At 44.2% G+C, this 17,855-nt stretch carries 16 protein-coding genes; 10 read left to right on the top strand and 6 right to left on the bottom strand.

The annotated features are described in order from the left end of the window. Window positions 1-10: 10 nt before the first annotated feature. Both G7035_RS03560 and G7035_RS03555 read right to left on the bottom strand, forming a co-directional pair. Entirely contained in the window at window positions 11-961 is a 951-nt protein-coding gene (locus G7035_RS03560; protein WP_019686282.1) for an ABC transporter permease, read from the bottom strand. A gap of 1 nt (window position 962) precedes the next feature. Further along, window positions 963-1,889 carry an ABC transporter permease gene (locus G7035_RS03555; protein WP_019686283.1) on the bottom strand — a complete coding sequence of 309 codons (927 nt, stop codon included), beginning with the start codon at window positions 1,887-1,889 and terminating at the stop codon, window positions 963-965. Between the two features lie 318 nt (window positions 1,890-2,207). Between G7035_RS03555 and G7035_RS03550 the strand changes: the two genes are divergently transcribed. Genes G7035_RS03550 through G7035_RS03540 form a run of 3 tightly spaced genes read left to right on the top strand, consistent with a single transcriptional unit; the run spans window position 2,208 to window position 4,443 of the window. Beyond that, the gene (locus G7035_RS03550) at window positions 2,208-2,975 is read left to right on the top strand and encodes an amino acid ABC transporter substrate-binding protein (RefSeq protein ID WP_019686284.1); all 768 of its coding nucleotides are present in this window, start codon (window positions 2,208-2,210) and stop codon (window positions 2,973-2,975) included. A 40-nt stretch (window positions 2,976-3,015) separates the two neighbouring features. After that, window positions 3,016-3,675: an amino acid ABC transporter permease gene (locus tag G7035_RS03545; RefSeq protein ID WP_019686285.1), complete on the top strand. Its 660-nt coding sequence runs from the start codon at window positions 3,016-3,018 to the stop codon at window positions 3,673-3,675. Between the two features lie 15 nt (window positions 3,676-3,690). Then, window positions 3,691-4,443, top strand: coding sequence for an amino acid ABC transporter ATP-binding protein (locus G7035_RS03540; protein ID WP_019686286.1), 753 nt, complete (start codon window positions 3,691-3,693; stop codon window positions 4,441-4,443). 285 nt (window positions 4,444-4,728) lie between these two features. Here G7035_RS03540 and G7035_RS03535 read toward each other — a convergent pair whose 3' ends face one another. Further along, window positions 4,729-5,628: an AraC family transcriptional regulator gene (locus G7035_RS03535; protein ID WP_019686287.1), complete on the bottom strand. Its 900-nt coding sequence runs from the start codon at window positions 5,626-5,628 to the stop codon at window positions 4,729-4,731. A 103-nt stretch (window positions 5,629-5,731) separates the two neighbouring features. Beyond that, window positions 5,732-5,935 (bottom strand): hypothetical protein, encoded by a 204-nt coding sequence (locus tag G7035_RS27190; protein ID WP_230877820.1) that lies wholly within the window; start codon window positions 5,933-5,935, stop codon window positions 5,732-5,734. Between G7035_RS27190 and G7035_RS03530 the strand changes: the two genes are divergently transcribed. From G7035_RS03530 to G7035_RS03520, 3 genes are all read left to right on the top strand, one after another. Continuing rightward, the gene (locus G7035_RS03530) at window positions 5,847-6,689 is read left to right on the top strand and encodes a DMT family transporter (protein WP_374983675.1); all 843 of its coding nucleotides are present in this window, start codon (window positions 5,847-5,849) and stop codon (window positions 6,687-6,689) included. The two genes, G7035_RS27190 and G7035_RS03530, sit on opposite strands and share 89 nt — an antisense overlap. A 57-nt stretch (window positions 6,690-6,746) precedes the next feature. After that, window positions 6,747-7,079 (top strand): chaperone CsaA, encoded by a 333-nt coding sequence (gene csaA, locus G7035_RS03525; protein WP_019686289.1) that lies wholly within the window; start codon window positions 6,747-6,749, stop codon window positions 7,077-7,079. A gap of 105 nt (window positions 7,080-7,184) precedes the next feature. After that, the gene (locus tag G7035_RS03520; RefSeq protein ID WP_019686290.1) at window positions 7,185-7,664 is read left to right on the top strand and encodes a DinB family protein; all 480 of its coding nucleotides are present in this window, start codon (window positions 7,185-7,187) and stop codon (window positions 7,662-7,664) included. A gap of 135 nt (window positions 7,665-7,799) precedes the next feature. On the opposite strand, the gene G7035_RS03515 is transcribed toward G7035_RS03520, so the two are convergent. Continuing rightward, on the bottom strand, window positions 7,800-8,738 hold the full coding sequence (locus G7035_RS03515; RefSeq protein WP_019686291.1) for an EamA family transporter: 939 nt from the start codon (window positions 8,736-8,738) through the stop codon (window positions 7,800-7,802). A gap of 109 nt (window positions 8,739-8,847) precedes the next feature. On the opposite strand from G7035_RS03515, the gene G7035_RS03510 reads away from it, so the two are divergent. Continuing rightward, window positions 8,848-9,735, top strand: coding sequence for an AraC family transcriptional regulator (locus tag G7035_RS03510; RefSeq protein ID WP_019686292.1), 888 nt, complete (start codon window positions 8,848-8,850; stop codon window positions 9,733-9,735). A gap of 101 nt (window positions 9,736-9,836) precedes the next feature. Here G7035_RS03510 and G7035_RS03505 read toward each other — a convergent pair whose 3' ends face one another. Next, window positions 9,837-11,189, bottom strand: coding sequence for an MATE family efflux transporter (locus G7035_RS03505; RefSeq protein WP_019686293.1), 1,353 nt, complete (start codon window positions 11,187-11,189; stop codon window positions 9,837-9,839). 136 nt (window positions 11,190-11,325) lie between these two features. Here G7035_RS03505 and G7035_RS03500 point away from each other — a divergent pair, with 136 nt between their 5' ends. The 3 genes from G7035_RS03500 to melA all read left to right on the top strand — a co-directional run bounded on the left by G7035_RS03500 (window position 11,326) and on the right by melA (window position 17,741). Continuing rightward, window positions 11,326-12,018 carry a TetR/AcrR family transcriptional regulator gene (locus tag G7035_RS03500; protein WP_016821438.1) on the top strand — a complete coding sequence of 231 codons (693 nt, stop codon included), beginning with the start codon at window positions 11,326-11,328 and terminating at the stop codon, window positions 12,016-12,018. A gap of 263 nt (window positions 12,019-12,281) precedes the next feature. Continuing rightward, window positions 12,282-16,307, top strand: coding sequence for a DUF5695 domain-containing protein (locus G7035_RS03495; protein WP_019686294.1), 4,026 nt, complete (start codon window positions 12,282-12,284; stop codon window positions 16,305-16,307). 135 nt (window positions 16,308-16,442) lie between these two features. After that, entirely contained in the window at window positions 16,443-17,741 is a 1,299-nt protein-coding gene (gene melA / locus G7035_RS03490; protein ID WP_025364150.1) for an alpha-glucosidase/alpha-galactosidase, read from the top strand. Window positions 17,742-17,855: the final 114 nt, after the last annotated feature.

The raw sequence follows: 17,855 nt of genomic DNA, 5'->3' as shown, positions 1-17,855 counted from the left end.
ATCTGCGTTGTTAATGCTGTGAACGCGGATCAAGTGCATCCTGAAGCCCGTCTCCAAGTGTGTTGAACGCCAGCATGGTGAGCGATATCATCAGGCCGGGGAAGAATAGGCGCCACCATTGACCGCTTAAAATAACGCCGAGCGAATCGTTAGCCATCGTTCCCCAACTGGCCGAAGGAGACTGAATCCCCAGACCGAGAAAGCTCAGGAACGATTCGGCAAAGATAGCTGACGGAATAGTGAACGTCAGGTTCACGATAATGATGGCTGCTGCATTCGGCAGTAGATGCCTGAAAATGATGCGTGAATGAGATGTCCCCAAGCTGCGGGCTGCCAGTACATATTCCTGCTGCTTAAGCTGTAGGATTTGCCCACGTACTACCCGGGCCATGCCGACCCATCCAGTAATAGATAAAGCAATAATCATCGTGAGCAGGCCGGGCTTCATAATGACGAGCAGCAGAATGATGACCAGCAGATAAGGAATGCTGTACAAAATCTCAATAATTCGCATCAGGACATTGTCGATTCGGTCGCCCATTTTACCATGGCCTGCACAATAACCAGCTACACAGCCGACGAGAATGCCAAGCACCAAATCAATGGCAGCAGCAGCAAAACCAATCATAAGTGAAATTCTAGCTCCGGCCCATGTCCGTGCCCATACGTCCCTGCCCAGATCATCCGTGCCAAACCAATGCTCTTTCGAAGGAGAAAGATTCGTCTTCAAAAGGGACTGGTCACTGGGAGCATAAGGAACCATGGAAGGTCCGACAATCGCCAGCACAATAATAATGATAAGTAGAGAAAGCCCCAACAGAGCAAGCTTGTTGTTAAAAAGTCTGCGAAGCCGATCCCGCCAGGGTGACTCTTGGGGTCTAGTCAACGTGGGGGTGGGCATCTGGCTGCGGTCTACAAGACTAAAAAGGCTGTCCTTTTCGACAGTAGGTGCTGCTTTCATGTTAATCTCCTTTGCTGACTAATTGGATTCGTGGATCGACAAGGCGATAGGAAATATCAATTAAAAATAAGGTGACGACCAGAATGGCACTGTAGAAAATGGTCGTACCCATAATGACTGGATAATCCCGGTTAAAGATACTGTCTACAAAATATTTACCGATGCCGGGAATGGCGAATATTTTTTCGACGACAAAGGTACCTGTAATCACGGAAGCGAATAGCGGTCCGATAAAGGACAGCACCGGAATCAATGCATTGCGTAGTCCGTGACGAATGACTACTGCCCAAGAGGACAATCCTTTCGCTTTGGCGGTGCGTATGTATTCCTCATGCATGACTTCCAGCATACTTGTCCGCATAAAACGGGCGATAACAGCAAGAGGTGAAACAGCGAGAGCTAGCGATGGAAGCACCGTATGCTGCCAGGTTCCCCATGAGGCGACCGGAAGCAGATGCCATTTGACGGCAACATACTTGATTAACAGTGGTGCCAATATGAAGCTGGGTATGGAAATACCCACAATGGCGATAAACATCGAAATATAATCCAGTGGTCGATTATGGTGTAAAGCAGCCAATGTTCCAAGCGCAATACCGGCTATAATCGCAACCACGATGGATTGAATACCCAGCAGTGCAGAAGGTGGAAAGCCTCTGGCGATAAGCATATTTACGTCAGTCGTTTTCGATTGAATAGACGGCCCCATATCCAGCACGAGCAGATTTTTGAGATACAACACATACTGCACAGCGAGCGGCTTGTCCAGATTGTACCTAGCACGCATGTTTTGCAATACGGCCTCCGGAATAGTCTTGGAATCGTTCGAGAATGGATCTCCCGGAATGATGTGCATGATAATAAACGTTAAAGTGACGATAATCCATAACGTAATGAGCATCGTGAAAAGACGTTTTAAAATGTACATGGGACTTTATTTCTCCTGTCTATCAAGCTGATTTACATTCTATTGCTGCTGAATCTTCGAAATAAATAAAAGTATATAAGAATACTAGTAAATGATAAAACGGATAAGATAACATGTCAAGGTAAGGTTTTACATTATAGAACACAGGTCAAATTTTCGTCACAAGTTTTCCATGTTTATAAGGTTAAGATTCCGCTGATTCCTCTCGACGAGTATCCTGCGGTATGGTATGATGATACTCTGATAACGTGTTAACGAACTAAAGCGTTTGCCACCTGTTCTTGAATGCGGGGGTCACCATTGTTGGAGGGGAATAAGATGAGAAAAGCAGCCATGTTTATGATGATGATTGGGTTGATTATGATCGTGTTGGCCGGATGTTCCGGCGCTAAGGATAGCAGCAAGTTGATTATTGGAATTGATGATAAATTCGCGCCGATGGGCTTTAGAGATGAAAATAATGAGCTGACCGGTTTTGATATTGATTATGCGAAGGCGGCAGGGGAACAAATGGGCAAGCAAGTGGAATTCCAGCCGATTGACTGGTCTGCCAAAGAATCCGAGCTGAACAGTGGACGTATTGATCTCATTTGGAATGGATACACCATTACAGATGAGCGTAAGGAAAAGGTGCTGTTCACGAAGCCATATTTGAAAAATAGTCAGGTTATTGTCGTTCCGGCCACTTCCAGTCTTTCCAAGCTGACTGATCTGGCGGGCAAAACGGTGGGGCTCCAAACGTTGTCCTCAGCAGCCGATGCATTAGATGCGAATCCGATTAAAAGTAAATTGAAGTCAGTGTCCGAGTACCCGGACAACGTTCTCGCTTTGACAGACTTGAAAACTGGTCGCCTGGATGCAGTTGTCATTGATGAGGTTGTTGCCAAGTATTATATGTCCAAGGAACAAGGGACGTATAAGCTGCTTGATGAATCACTGGCTCCTGAGGAATACGGTATTGGCGTGAAAAAAGGGAACGAAGAGCTGTTGACGCAACTGCAATCTGCTTTGGATGAGCTGCACAAGAACGGAAAAGCGGCTGAGATTTCAAAAAAATGGTTCGGTGAAGATAAAGTATTAAATTAATACGTAATGTATTGAACTAAGGGTTTAGGAGTCGAAGGTTATGAGTATGGAATATATTTTACGAATTATGAAGCCTATGCTTGAAGGGGCACAGATGACGGTCATTTTATTTTTTATTACGCTCATCTTGTCTATTCCGCTGGGATTTATCGTTACACTGCTGGCTAAAAGTCAGTTTAAGCCTATTGCCTGGCTGATGCACACGTACATTTATGTTATAAGAGGCACGCCTCTTTTGCTGCAATTATTGTTCTTTTGTTTTGGTCTGCCAATGTTGCCTGTCATCGGAGAGTATCTGGTACTTGACCGGACAACGGCTGCGGTACTGGCATTTGTACTGAATTATGCGGCTTATTTTGCAGAAATTTTTAGAGGCGGGATGTTATCGATTGATAAAGGGCAATACGAAGCTTCGCAAGTGCTGGGCTTGAGCAAGTCGCAAACGCTGATTAGAGTCATTGTGCCGCAAATGGTACGGATTGCTTTGCCTGCGGTAACCAATGAGGCGACGACCCTGGTAAAGGATACAGCTTTGCTGTATGCGGTAGCGGTACCGGAACTTTTGCATTTTGCCAATACAGCTGTAAACCGCGATTTTACGATTGTGCCTTATGTTGTAGCAGCAGTTATTTATTTGTTGATGGCTTTGGTGCTTACCATATTCTTCAGGGCGCTGGAAAAACGTTTTAAATTCGAGTAAAAGGAATGTCGGGATATGAACACTAATGCAATAGAAGTAACCGATTTGAAAAAATCGTTCGGCCAGCTCGACGTTCTGAAAAGAGTGAGCTTTAACGTGAAGTCGGGCGAGGTTGTAGCTGTCATCGGTCCTTCAGGCTCAGGGAAAAGTACCATGCTCCGTAGTTTGGTACACCTGGAAGATGTGACGGGTGGGACGATTCGCATCCATGATAAAGCACTGGTGGAAAATGGTCACTATGCTCCGGCAGGCGACATTAAAAGCATTACTACCGGAATGGGCATGGTGTTTCAGCATTTTAATCTGTTCCCTCATTTGACGGTGCAGGATAATCTGGAACTGGCTCCAAAGCTGGTGAAAAAGGTGAGCAAGGCTGAACTGCGACGCCAAAGCGCCGAGTTGCTGGCTAAAGTCGGCTTGGCGGATAAAGCGGATGCGTATCCGTCCCGATTATCGGGGGGACAGAAGCAACGTGTAGCGATTGCCCGGGCAATGATGATGAACCCTGATATTTTGCTGTTTGACGAGCCGACCTCGGCCCTTGATCCCGAGTTGACAGGCGAGGTGCTGCGAGTGATCAAAAAGCTGGCTGAAGAGCATATGACAATGGTCATCGTGACCCACGAAATGAATTTCGCGAGAGATGTGGCGGATCGCGTCATTTTTATGGACAATGGAGAAATTGCGGAATCCGGTACACCGGAGCAGATTTTTGGTAATCCGCAGCTGGAGCGGACGAAGGTGTTTTTGAATCGGGTGGAGGCTTAAAAACATAGTTCTTTCCAGGGGAGGCGCTGCGCGTGCAGATTGTTCTTCCGATCGCTGTTATCCCCGGATTTTTTCATTGGAATAGAAATTAAAGGTGAAAATCCGGGGATAAAGGCGAACGCTCCGCTTCTTCAGAACAATTCTGCCCGCTCCGCTCACCGACCACTTGGTATGTAATATGTTTTTAAGCAGGAAGTGTAAGTAGGAATAAATGCAAGGGAGATGGCAAAGCGCCATCTCCCTTTTGCAGTTGTTAGGTTGCAATAAAAGCTGACACTGGCAACTTCATTCCTTAATCATAAAATCATTTCTTAATTCGCGGAATTCTTTAGGTGTTTTATTATAATGTTTTTTAAAAGACTGAATGAAGTGATTTACGTGATTGAAGCCCGCTCTGTGGGCTATTTCAGTGATGGTATATTGGGTTGAGGTTAGTAATTCACTGCTTTTCTTGATGCGGTATTTAATCAGGTAATCGTAAGGTGTCATATGAATAGTTCGCTTAAAACTACGAGTGCACTCTGAAACACTTAAATGTGCTATATCGGCAATTTCTTGTAGTGTTATGTTGTTGAAGTAGTTTTGATGGATAAAGCTAAGCATCAATTGAAGTCTTTCCTGTTGTATTTTCACGTATTTAGGTGCTTCCTCAGAAGAAAGCGAAATATTAGATATTAAGATGAACCATAATTGTGCCGTTTTGATGGATACCTCATATTCCCAACCCCATTTTTTTTTCATATCAAACTTCTGTTTCATATCCCACAGCATTTGTAGTATTTGAATTTGCCATTCAGCATCTCCTTTAATTACAAGTGACAGTAAAGAAGAGTTTGTATAAGGCAGTACATAATTTTTTTCCATCGCACTATCCGCATAAAAGGCCAACAGCTTCTCTGGAAAATTAAAGCTGACATATTGACCGTGATGTGAAAGCTGGGTAGTCACGTGAAGAACACCCTTATTAATTAAAATAGCTTGACCTGTGTCTAATTCATGATCAATCCCGTTCACTTGTATAACTAGCTTTCCCTTAGTGACCAAAGTGATCTGTAGTTCTTCATGCCAATGTAGATCGTTAAATCCTCTACCTTTAGGAATACTTTCGTGGATCGTATGGGTGTACATGATGTATGGAAATGAAACATCGGGATACAGGATGGTCTCGTGCAATTGTTTTTCCATTGAAGAGAGATTCCTTTCTTATGACGATATTTCTATATAAATAAAAGATATAATTACACAAAATAAACAAAAGCGATGATATTATTATACTCAGTTCAGTTTATTATTCAATTGTTCTGTGCACAGACAATGGGTCAAAAACATCTGAGAGGATCATTATGAAAATAAATAAAACATCGCTATCTTTGAATCCGTATTTTTTACTGTTCATCAGTATTTTGTCGGTTTCCGTCTCTTCCATCATGATAAAATCCTCATATACTCCAACCTCCGTGGCTGGAATGTTTAGATTGTATATGTCAGTCATATTAATGCTTCCTTTTGTACCCTGGAAAATGCTCCACTCCTTAAAAATGACCAAAAAAGATTGGGGTACCGTTTTCTTGGCCGGTCTTTTTCTTGGGTTACATTTCTTATTCTGGATGGAATCTTTGGTGCATACCTCAGTTGCGAGCTCCATGGTCATCTTATCCTTGCAGCCTTTATTTGTAATGATTGGTTCATACTTTGTGTTCAGAGAACGAGCAAGCCTATTCACTATTTTTTGTTTGCTTGCTGCTCTTATCGGTTCGATCATTATAGCTTGGGGAGACATTGGAACTTCGAAAGAGGCATTAATCGGAGATGGGTTATCTTTATTAGGAACAATCGTGATTTCAGCTTATATGCTGGCAGGACAGAAGGTAAGTCACAAAATAAATGCAAATTTATATAGTGTGATTGTCTTTTTTCTTGGTGGTAGTGTTCTGCTAGTCTACAATTTGGTGAATCATTATTCCTTGATCGAATATGACTCGTCGGATTGGACGTATTTCTTATTACTTGCACTAATCCCAACTATTTTCGGGCAATATATTTTTAATCTGCTGTTAAAATCAATGGGAGCAACTACGGTGTCAGTGGGCATTATTGGAGAGCCTGTTCTCGCCATCCTTCTTGCCTACTTATTTTTGGGAGAAATCATGTCTGTATTTCAATTGATAGGTGGAATTATGACTTTGTTCGGTATGGGGATGTATTTTTGGGCAAAATCGCTAAAGTATACAGTTGCAAAATATTAAAATTGTCTACGTGTCATCGTGAAATTTAAGAAAATAGTGGATGAGGAGAATACTTACATGGCAACGATTGATGATTTTTTGAAACTTGATATGCGGGTTGGAACCATCATTAACGCTGAGTTTTTTGCAGAAGCCAAAGTACCTGCTATTAAACTTGAAATCGATTTTGGACAAGATATTGGAATAAAAAAATCGAGTGCACAAATTACAAAAAGATATGTGGCGGAAGAGATTATAGGAGAACAAATCATAGCTGTAGTCAACTTTCCTCCTCGACGGATAGCAGGCTTTAATTCAGAGGTATTAGTCCTTGGAGGTATTCCCGAGAAGGGGGACGTGGTTTTATTGAAACCAGATATTGAACTACCTGATGGAACACCTATTGGATGACAAATCGTTCCTTTTTCATCTGTATCCTTTTCATAAAAGAAGGTAATTGGTTGCGAGTATAGAATTAATACCTTAGAAAACTACTAAATTTTGGAGGTTGGTAGCATGTCTGTAGTAGCTCAATATCTTCAGGAATGGCTAAGGCACAGATCGGTGTTGCAAGAATTGGTTGAAGTCATTCCCGATGAGCATATTGACTTTAAGCCTGGGGACAATGCGATGCCCATGGGTTCCCTAATCGTTCACATAGCCAGTTCTATGAAAATGTTCGTGGATACCGTAAAAAATGGTACCTTCACTCCACCGACAAAAATAGACGAATATCACACAATAGCCGATGTACGCAACATAGTCGATCAATTGACGGAGGAAACAATCCGAGAATTGAAGGAATTAAATGCTCAACAGCTAGAAAAGGAGATTGAATTTAGAAACTTTCTCGGCACTGGGAGCTTCTGGCTATCCACGGCGAAAGACCATGAGATTCACCATAAAGGTCAATTATTTACGTACGTACGAATGGTTGGAGTAGAAAATGTGCCTTTTATGATTAAGCAACCACCTCAAAGTAAAACTAACGTTTGATGTATTATCTAGCGAGCCCCAACACCTCAAACAGTAGCTTCATAAATATAATGAAACGGCAGCCATAAAAACGGCTGCCGTTTTCTCCATTAACGAGCAGTTGTATCCTACCTAATGCCTCCCCATAAGCTTAGCTTACTCTGAGAGCGGGATATCTTCTTTTGATTGGGTATTTGAAGAAGGCTTTTTATCGAATGCCAATAACAAGATCAGCCCGATGATACATATTACACCTACCCATTGGAAAAAACCAAAAGGCTCTTTTAACCAAAACACAGTTGTTAGAACAGCAGCTAGAGGTTCCAGACTACTTAGAAAGCTTGTTTCTTTTGGGGAAAGACTTTGTAAGCTTTCTATATAGAACCAAAATGCGATCATTGTGCCGAATATGATAACGAAGGCTAGATATAAATAGGTGTCTAGTGTCAAGGCTTTAAAATCGACCTGCCAAGGTGGATGAATCAAGCTTAATCCAAAACCGCCGATAACCATAGCCCAACCCACAATAACTAGGGAATCGTATTGCTTTAGAAGAGGTATTGCGTATAGGGTATAAAAAGCTAGGGCTATTGCTGATAAGATCCCCCAAACGATTGCGACCGTCGGAACGGATAGCTGAGAAATGGAGCCGTTTGTTAACAAGAAAAAACAACCCACTAAAGCCAGCAAAATCGCTGATAGATCCTTTCGTGTGAAGACAGTGTGCTTTCGCAGAATTAAATAGATGATAATCAATATAGGTGCTAAGTACTGTAATAATGTCGCAACAGCAGCATTACCACTTTGAATGGATGCCATATACGTATATTGAACCGATAGCATACCAACCAAACCGTAGACAATGAGTTGAAAAGCTGTCCTTTTATTTTTCCATACAGCCCATATTTGAGAACGTTCCTTTACCAAAAATTGCACAGCCAACAGTAGAACACCAGCCATGAGCAAACGTATCGTTACAAGCCAATTGACGTCAATTTGTTGAAAGAGCTTTTTTGCAACGGTTCCACTGATCCCCCAAAATATAGCTCCTGTAATAACGAGAAATAATCCTGTTTTTCTAGCTGGTTTATCCATGAATATTCTCCACCTTGAAATATAATAATAGTGTTATAATAGGTGAAAAAAATTTTAAATTATACCCGGATTTGATAATAAAATATAAATATATTGAGGTCGTGGTAATTTGCAAATAAAAGATTTCATAATTGACCAAAACCTAAGGGAGCTAACCGAGCATCGGACGGTCGTACTACCGGTTGCATGTTATGAAACAACGATTAGCCAAAATATACATGGATATATACCACTGCATTGGCATGATGAAATTCAATTTGTTCTGGTTGTAAAAGGGGAGGCGATCTTCCAAATAAATGAGGATAAACGAATCGTACGACAAGGTGATGGGTTATTTATAAATAGTGGCTGCCTACATATGGCGGAAGATCAGAATCAATCGGGTTGCGTCTATGTCTGTTTAAATGTTTCTCCTCATTTCGTTTTATCACAAGAGCTTTACACACCTTACGTAGCTCCTTACATTCAAGCGACAAATTTACCTTATGTATACATAGATTCTAACGAGCTTTGGGGGAAAAACATTTTAGATGCCATGTTGAAGATTAATCAATGTATTCAACATAAATCTCCATACTATGAAATCGATATTACGATGTATTTAACATTAATTTGGAAAAACCTAGTCATGAATGGTTTTCCATTAGAATACGACCAGGTGGAAATGGTAAAGAATCAACGGATCAAACAAATGTTAAACTGGATCTATTTGCATTATGCTGAAAAAGTCACATTAGATGATATTGCAAAAGCTGGTCAATTGAGCCGTTCTGAATGCTGCCGATATTTCAAACGAATTTTAAAGGTAACTCCGTTGAATTATGTAATGGATTATCGGATTCAAAAAAGCTTAGTCTTATTGCAACAAGCAGAATCTAACGTTACAGAAGTTGCCTATAAGGTTGGATTTAACAGTACCAGCTATTTTATAGAAAGATTCAGAAAAGCGATGAACATGACACCATTAGCCTACAAAAAATTAAAAATGGATGATTGATATTGAGGGCTTTTTTATCTACCACGCTAAGTAGCGGCGGAATCTAAAAAGACAGGATCGGTTAATGTTCTTATCCTGCCTTCTTGCACGTTATATGTTTTCTACTGTACTAAATGATCCAGCTCTGGCTGCAATCTGTTCCGCAGAACATACAGCATAATAGCTCCAACAAGGAACGCGACGGCATCCGCAATGACGAGCGACCAGACCACCCCGTGGAAGCCACTCATTCGATTGGCAATGTATAGCACGGGGATCAGAGTAATTCCCTGTATGACGGACATAATAAACGCAGCGGTTCCCTGCGCCGTTGCTTGGAAAATCCCCGTAAACAACGTGGTCATCCCCGTAATGAACAAGGATAAGAAGGTCACATGCAGAATGTAGCTGCCCATTACAATTAATTGCGGGTCATTGGTAAATAAACCAATTAGATGGTCGGAAATCAGATAGACGATGATGCCAAACACGACTGCCAAGGCCAAAATCGCTTTGATTGTAAATCCAATGGTTTGTTTCATTCGTAATTTATTCGCTGTAAAACTAAAGGCAATCAATGGTACAACACCCTCGCATAAGCCCATCAAAATAAACTCAGGAAATTGTAATAAACGTGAGGAAATTCCGTAAGCCGCTATGGCCTGATCCCCATACTCGACAAGAAAATGGTTAAAGACGAGTGACATTGCACCCATAAAGAGACTCATAATAAACACGGGAACTCCGATTTTGAATACATTGCTCAGAATATCCTTGGTAGCCTTGAACCATTTTATGGAGATGGTTAAAAATTGACTCTTATATCCCATATGGAAGGCGTAGAATATACTCGCAACCACATTAGAAATAACCGTAGCTGACGCAACGCCGATCACGCCCCAATGGAAAACGAAGATGACCAGCGCATCGAGAATAATATTCACGACAACACTGAGTATCATGCCGATCATCGACGTAATTGCAGCACCCTCCGAGCGCACGATATTCTCCAGTGTGAAGAATAATACGACGAATGGCGAACCTATAAGCATAATCGTGACATAGTCCTTCGTGAAGCCGAAGGAGTCAGGTGTCGCCCCCAGACCCTGAACGAGTGAATCGATCAACGGGAGACCAAGGGCCATCAAGATAAGACCGAGAACTAAACTGCTGTAAAAGGCGAATGAAGACACATTCTTTACATCAGCATACTTTTTCTCTCCCAGCAATCGGGAGATAAATGCACCGCTGCCGATGCCAACCAAATTTCCTATCGCCATAATGGCCGCGAATAACGGCAAGGTTAGTGCGAGTGCGGTTAACATGGCGGTATTGTGGAGAGTGCCAAGGAAATAGGCATTTAAGATGGAATAGATGACACTCATTGACGTACCTAGCATCATCGGTACAGCGAAGTGAGCTACGGCTTTAGCGATCGGTGCTTTTTTAAAGTAATGGAGGTTTTCTGCATCCATGCGAGTCACTGCTTTCTTTATTTATTTGGCCTAATCTAACACCGTTAGATTGAACCTTACAGTGTTAGATGTTATCATGAATTAATAAATCTGTAAAGAATAAACTTACACTGTTAGATTAAAGGGCGGATAACCGATGAAAAAGCAGCAACCTCAGATTTCGGAAGATAAGATCTTAGAAGCTTCGTGGGAGCTTCTAGGGGAGGATGGTATCGAGAAATTCAGCTTGAGACGATTGGCCGATCGGCTGGGAATTCAGGCTCCCTCTCTATATTGGTACTTCAAAAGCAAGCAGAATCTCTATCAGCGTCTGGCCAACCAGGTATCGAAAACGATTCTGGAGGAGTTTCATTCCGAGGGGGACTGGAAGGAGCAACTGAGGGAGCTGGCGGTAACGATGCGGAGTGTACTGTATCGGTACCCCTGCTCCACGCAGCTCATGATGATGACGCTGCCCCACGAACCGGACATCATCCGGTTCACCAACCGTATGCTGCTCTGCGTGGAGTCGGCGCCGCTTGAGCAAGAGCAGAAAATGCAAGTGGTTACAACGCTTGTGAACTATGTCTCCTACTTCGTCCTGGACGATTATCAGCATGAACGTAATGTCTCCGCGCTCCTTAAGGATAAGGACAAGGGAGCACTTCCGGGTGAAGAGATGGTTCACCTTCTGGATTCCATGAGTGAGACAGAAGTAGGACTATTCCGGCGGATGTTCAAAAATGGGCTGTTCGAGCTGATGGGAACCGACAGAGCGTTCGAGTTCGGATTAAAGCTGATTTTGTTGGGAATTGAGCAGGTGATCAAGGAGCAGGAAAGTAGTATGTAAAAAAACCGCCCATCCATTATTGGATGGGCGGTTTTAATTAGGTTTGCGTTTACTCTAAATTGTTATTGAATATATAATCCCACGACACGATTAGGTTGAAATCCTATATAAATCGGTTGAAAATGTTGATTTTACCAATGGACAAGGCTTTGTACAATAGAGTTGTAGCGCTTACATTTCCAAGGAGGTTGCGGCGAAATGAAGAGACTTCAGGTGATTGGCAAGCAAATCAGGACCCCGAGATCAAAAAGGAGGCCGTGTTGATGAAATTTAAGGGAATATTGGCGGCATTTTTGTTTTTAACCACAGCGTCTGTGTTGTTTGGGGCGCATACGGCAGAGGCCCATGAGCTATCCAATGACAAGCTGACAATCCAGACAGGAGAGCATGGGGAAATTTCATCTATTCGTATCAAAGGAGATGCTTTTCCGACTGAATATGTCATGAACGCATCGGTGACACCTGAGCAGAACACGGCAGATCATCAGTGGCTAGGGGAGCTGATGTTCACCTACCGACTGGATGAAGGTAGCTGGACGAAGGCGTGGACAAATAAGTCGGCAGACGCACGTAAGATTACGACCAGCGGCAACCGTGTTACGGTCACGTATGAGAACTCAAATAATGCAGAAGGCATACGCAATTTTAAAGTCATTGAAACCTATTCAGCGGAGTCGAATGGTTCAGTACTGTGGAATATACAGGTACAGAATACGAGTGGCAAAAAATTAGAGATTGGCGATTTTGGATTACCTTTACCTTTTAATGAGCAGTGGACCTATGGTGATGCGATTTACGAAACGAGAGTCGTGACGCATTCCTTCGTCGGCAATAACAGCTCCTATATTACAGCTGGGCGCCCCAGCGGCATTGGTTCTTCCCTGCTTTTGATTCCTGATTCCACCACAGGTGCTGGTTTTGAGTATCAGGATCACTGGCGGGACGAAGAGCATCCGGGCAGCAAGTGGGCTTGGAACCCGGCCAACGAAGGCAAATGGCTGGAGGGATTAAATGTATTTTATATTCATTCCAATGTGATCAAGTCCACCAACCGTGGATATTTACCCAACACAAGTCTGATCCTGAATCCCGGTCAAAGCAAAAACTATGGCTTCAAGTTTCTGGCGGTGAAGGACGAGCATGATGTAAAAGATACGTTGTATCAAGAAAACTTGGTGGATACTACGGTCGTACCAGGCATGATTGTGCCTACGAACCAAAAGGCGAAGGTGGATCTGCGTACCAAGCAAACGATCAACAAGGTGACCTATCCAGACGGAACCGTTATTCCGCAGACGGATAGCAAGGCCGGAGGACACCATATTTATGAACTGAAATTTACTAAGCTGGGCCCGAATTTCATTACGGTGGAATACGGCAATGGCAGCAAAACGGTTTTGCAATTCTATGCCATCGAGCCGATTGATCAGGCGCTACAACGGCACGCTACCTTTATGGTAGACAAAACCCAGTGGAACGTGCCAGGTGATTTGCGCGATAAGGTATTTGACGATTGGATGATGCATACCAAATCCAAACGCAATATTTTTAACGGCTATTGGGGCTGGGGGGACGATTGGGGTCTGACCCACGGACAGTTCCTGGCTGAGAAAAACACGCTTTCTCCAGTCGCCAAAGAGGTGCGGGCCGTAGACGATTATTTGGAGACGGCAATTTGGACGAATCTGATGAATGGACATCATGAGGACTATTTAATTCATGATTTCCTGATGCCGGAGCCAAATGATACACCGACCTACCGGGGATATGCATACCCGCATGTATACAACACGTATTTCAGTATGTATAAGATTGCCAAGGAATACCCGGATCTCGTCACTTACAAGCATCCGAAGGAAACCTATTTGCTGCGGGCCTATAACATTTTCAAAGCATTATATGAAGGACCCGTTGCGTACAACTGGGAAACAGGTTTGATGGGTGAGCTGACCACGCCGGATATTATTCAGGCCCTTCATGATGAGGGCTACGATGATGAAGCGAATGATCTCAAGGAAAAAATGGATCGCAAATATAACAATTTTAAAAATACAAAGTATCCTTACGGTTCTGAATATAGCTACGACAATACAGGCGAAGAGGCTGTATATACGTTAGCCAAGCAGAATATAGATACAGAGGGCGAGCAAAGTAAAGCCCTGGAAATGATGGGGAAAATTAATGCCAAAACTCGTGCGTCACGCGGTCATATGCCTGTATGGTACTACTATACCGATCCGGTGACGATTACCGGGGAGAACTGGTTTAACTTCCAGTACACGACTTCACTTGCGGGATATGCGATGGATGACTGGATTCGTCATCATGAGGACAATCATCGCGAGGAGCAACAACGGCTGTCCTATGCTGCCAAAATTGCCAATGTCGGAGCGATTAACTCCGGGCAAATCAGCTCGGACCCTGAGAACATCGGGGCGGTCGCATGGACGTATCAAGCGGAAAAAGGCAATAACGGAACAAACGGCACCGGCGGCGGTAAAAACGTCCCGCTCTTTAACGGCTGGCGCGGCATGAGCGGTGAGGCTGACCTCGGATTGTTCGGTGCACTTAAAACCTTAAGCGCGGATATCGCGGTTGATCCGATATTCGGATTGACGGGCTACGGTGCAGAGGTGAGCAAAAGCGGTAACGTGTATACGATCAAGCCGCTGGACGGTTTGTTCAAACGGGTCAATTTGATCACGGAAAAGCTGTATATCGAGCTGGAAAAGGATCAGTATACTGAAGCCAAGCTGGCAACATCCAAGGATAATGTATGGCTTCAATTGAAAAATCAAACGCCGGGCCAAGCTCATTCTACGTACGTTACATTTGATGGTTTAAAGAAAGGAACGTACCTGGTTAAAGTGGGGGGACAATCGCAAGGCAAGTTTAATGCGTATGCACCAACCAATAAGCTTAAATTGGAAATTGGTACAGCATCCTCCTATACGGTAGAGCTGACACCAACCACACCAGATCCCAACAAAGCACCTGTCGTTGATGCAGGCAAAGATTCCAAGGTGAAGCTGCCGGATCAGATTATTCTGAAAGGTACAACTACAGATGACGGGCTTCCGCAAGGAAAAGTGACAAGCGAGTGGAGTCTGGTTGAAGGACCACAGAACGCGAAGGTCACATTCAGCAGCAAGACATCAATACGTACGAAGGTGGATGTTTCCGAGCCAGGAACGTATATCTTCAAGCTGACAGCCAGCGATTCCCAGTTATCAGGAGAGGCTAAAGTAACTGTGATCGCTGAACCGGCGGCACCGTTACCTGAACGGCTTGCCGTTTACAAGTTTGACGAAACAAGCGGTGCTCTTGCTGTAGATTCATCAGATAGCGGCAATGATGCTACCGTTAAGGGGACCGTGGCATGGGCTGCGGGTAAAACAGGCAATGCTGTCAGCCTGAACGGCAAGGACAGCTATGTGCAGCTTCCGGCAGGAATTGTCAGTCGGGCACAGCAATTGACCGTATCCGGCTGGGTCAAAGCGAACAGCCTGAGCGATTATGTGCGGATTTTTGACTTTGGTTCCGGGACCAATGAATATATGTTCCTGACCCCTAAAGCCGGGAACCGGATGCTATTTGCCATTACGAATCAGGGTAACGGGCAAGGACAGGAACAGACGATTGATGCCCCTGTATTGCCGACAGGCGTATGGAAGCATGTTGCGGTCACGCTTTCGGGCTCCACAGGTATTTTGTACGTGGATGGGAAAGAAGTGGGACGCAATACCAATCTGACCTTGAATCCAACCAGTCTGGGACAGACGAAAAATAATTTTATCGGTAAGTCCCAGTACCCTGATCCATATTTCAATGGTCTGGTGGATGACTTCCGGATCTACAGCCGCGCATTGAATGCAAACGAGGTGGCAGGTCTGGCCTCTGGTACAGCACAGAGTCTGGTGGCAACTGAGAACATTACTGCATTAAAAGAGGTGAATGTAACCACTCATGTGGGTGAAAAACCTGAACTGCCAAGCGTAGTGGAAGCTACGTATGGGGAAGGCTCCACCAAATGGGTAGCTGTGGAATGGGAGGATATAGACCCTGCACAATATGCTGCTCCAGGTTCGTTTGAATTGAAGGGCAAAGTGGAAGGGACAGAGTTAAAGGCAATAGCCAAGGTAACCGTAATTGAGGCAGGGGCCGTGGCTTCACCGGCAAAATCAGTTAGCCCGGAGACTTCAACAGCTCCGCCAACTACGACATCCCCGGTAACATCTGTCTTGCCGCCTCGGCTTATCAGCCCAGCTAAATCAGTGGGGGTATCCTGAAAGGGCGGCAATAACGCATAGTCATGACTAATCTTTCCCATCGTCGCTTTCCTCCTGAAAAGGGGAGAGTGGCGGTGGGTATCCTTGCATATGAGGTGCAAAACCGCGAACAAAAAGGTGAATGGGGGACAAAGTATGAGCAAGATTACATTTCTGGGTGCAGGCAGTACGGTATTTGCTAAAAATGTACTTGGCGATTGTATGTTGACGCCTGCTTTGCAGGGCTTTGAACTGGCATTGTTCGATATTGATCCCGTTAGGCTGAAGGATTCGGAGAATATTTTATCCAATTTGAAAAAAACAACGGGGAGTACCTGTGTGATCCGCTCTTACACTGATCGCAAGGAAGCACTGCGTGGAGCAGCCTATGTAGTAAATGCCATTCAGGTGGGCGGCTATGATCCGTGTACGATTACGGATTTTGAGATCCCCAAAAAATACGGTCTGCGCCAAACGATTGCCGATACGGTCGGCATTGGCGGCATTTTCCGCAATTTAAGAACGATCCCAGTGATGCTCGATTTTGCGGCAGACGTGCGCGAAGTATGCCCGGAAGCACTGTTCCTCAACTATACAAATCCGATGGCTGTGTTGACGAATGTAATGAACGTACACGGCGGTGTCCGGACAGTAGGGCTGTGTCATAGCGTACAGGCGTGTATACCGGAGTTGTTCAAAAGTCTTGGACTGGAGCAGGCAGGGGTAAAGGCGAAAATTGCAGGTATCAATCATATGGCATGGCTGCTCGAAGTGAGCAAGGACGGGGTGGATTTGTATCCTGAGATTAAAAAGCGGGCTGCCGCCAAGCAGCAGGAAAAGCATCATGATATGGTGCGCTTTGAAATGATGCTGAAATTCGGCTATTACATTACGGAATCGTCCGAGCATAACGCAGAGTATCATCCGTATTTTATCAAACGGACATATCCAGAGCTGATTGAACGGTTCAATATTCCTTTGGATGAATATCCGCGCCGCTGCGTGAGCCAGATTGAACGCTGGGAGACGATGCGTGAAGAACTTTTGGGCAATCAGGATCTGCGCCATGAACGGTCGAACGAATATGCTTCTTATATATTTGAGGCAATTGAAACCAATCAGCCTTTTGCCATTGGCGGTAATGTGATGAATACAGGTTTGATTACCAACTTGCCGAAGGAAGCCTGTGTGGAGGTGCCCTGCCTGGTGAATCGTAATGGGGTTACGCCGACCTTTGTCGGTGACTTGCCGCCCCAATGTGCTGCACTGAACCGAACGAATATCAACACCCAACTATTAACAATTGAAGCTGCGATTACGGGGAAAAAAGAACATATTTATCACGCCGCCATGCTGGACCCGCACACCTCGGCTGAATTATCCATGGATGATATCGTTTCTCTGTGCGACGACCTGATTGCAGCGCACGGGACGTGGCTTCCAGCTTATGTGTAAGGGAGGCAGATGAATGGGGGACAGGGGGCGTCAAAAGTTCGCCGGGATTCCAGCTTTGTGAGAAAAAAAGTAACGTTTGATTTTTAGTCTGTTATGATTTATGATATAAGAAAT

It is taken from the genome of Paenibacillus polymyxa (genome assembly GCF_015710975.1).
Classification (GTDB): Bacteria; Bacillota; Bacilli; order Paenibacillales; family Paenibacillaceae; genus Paenibacillus; species Paenibacillus polymyxa.
This window is presented reverse-complemented; position numbering and strand designations above follow the sequence as displayed.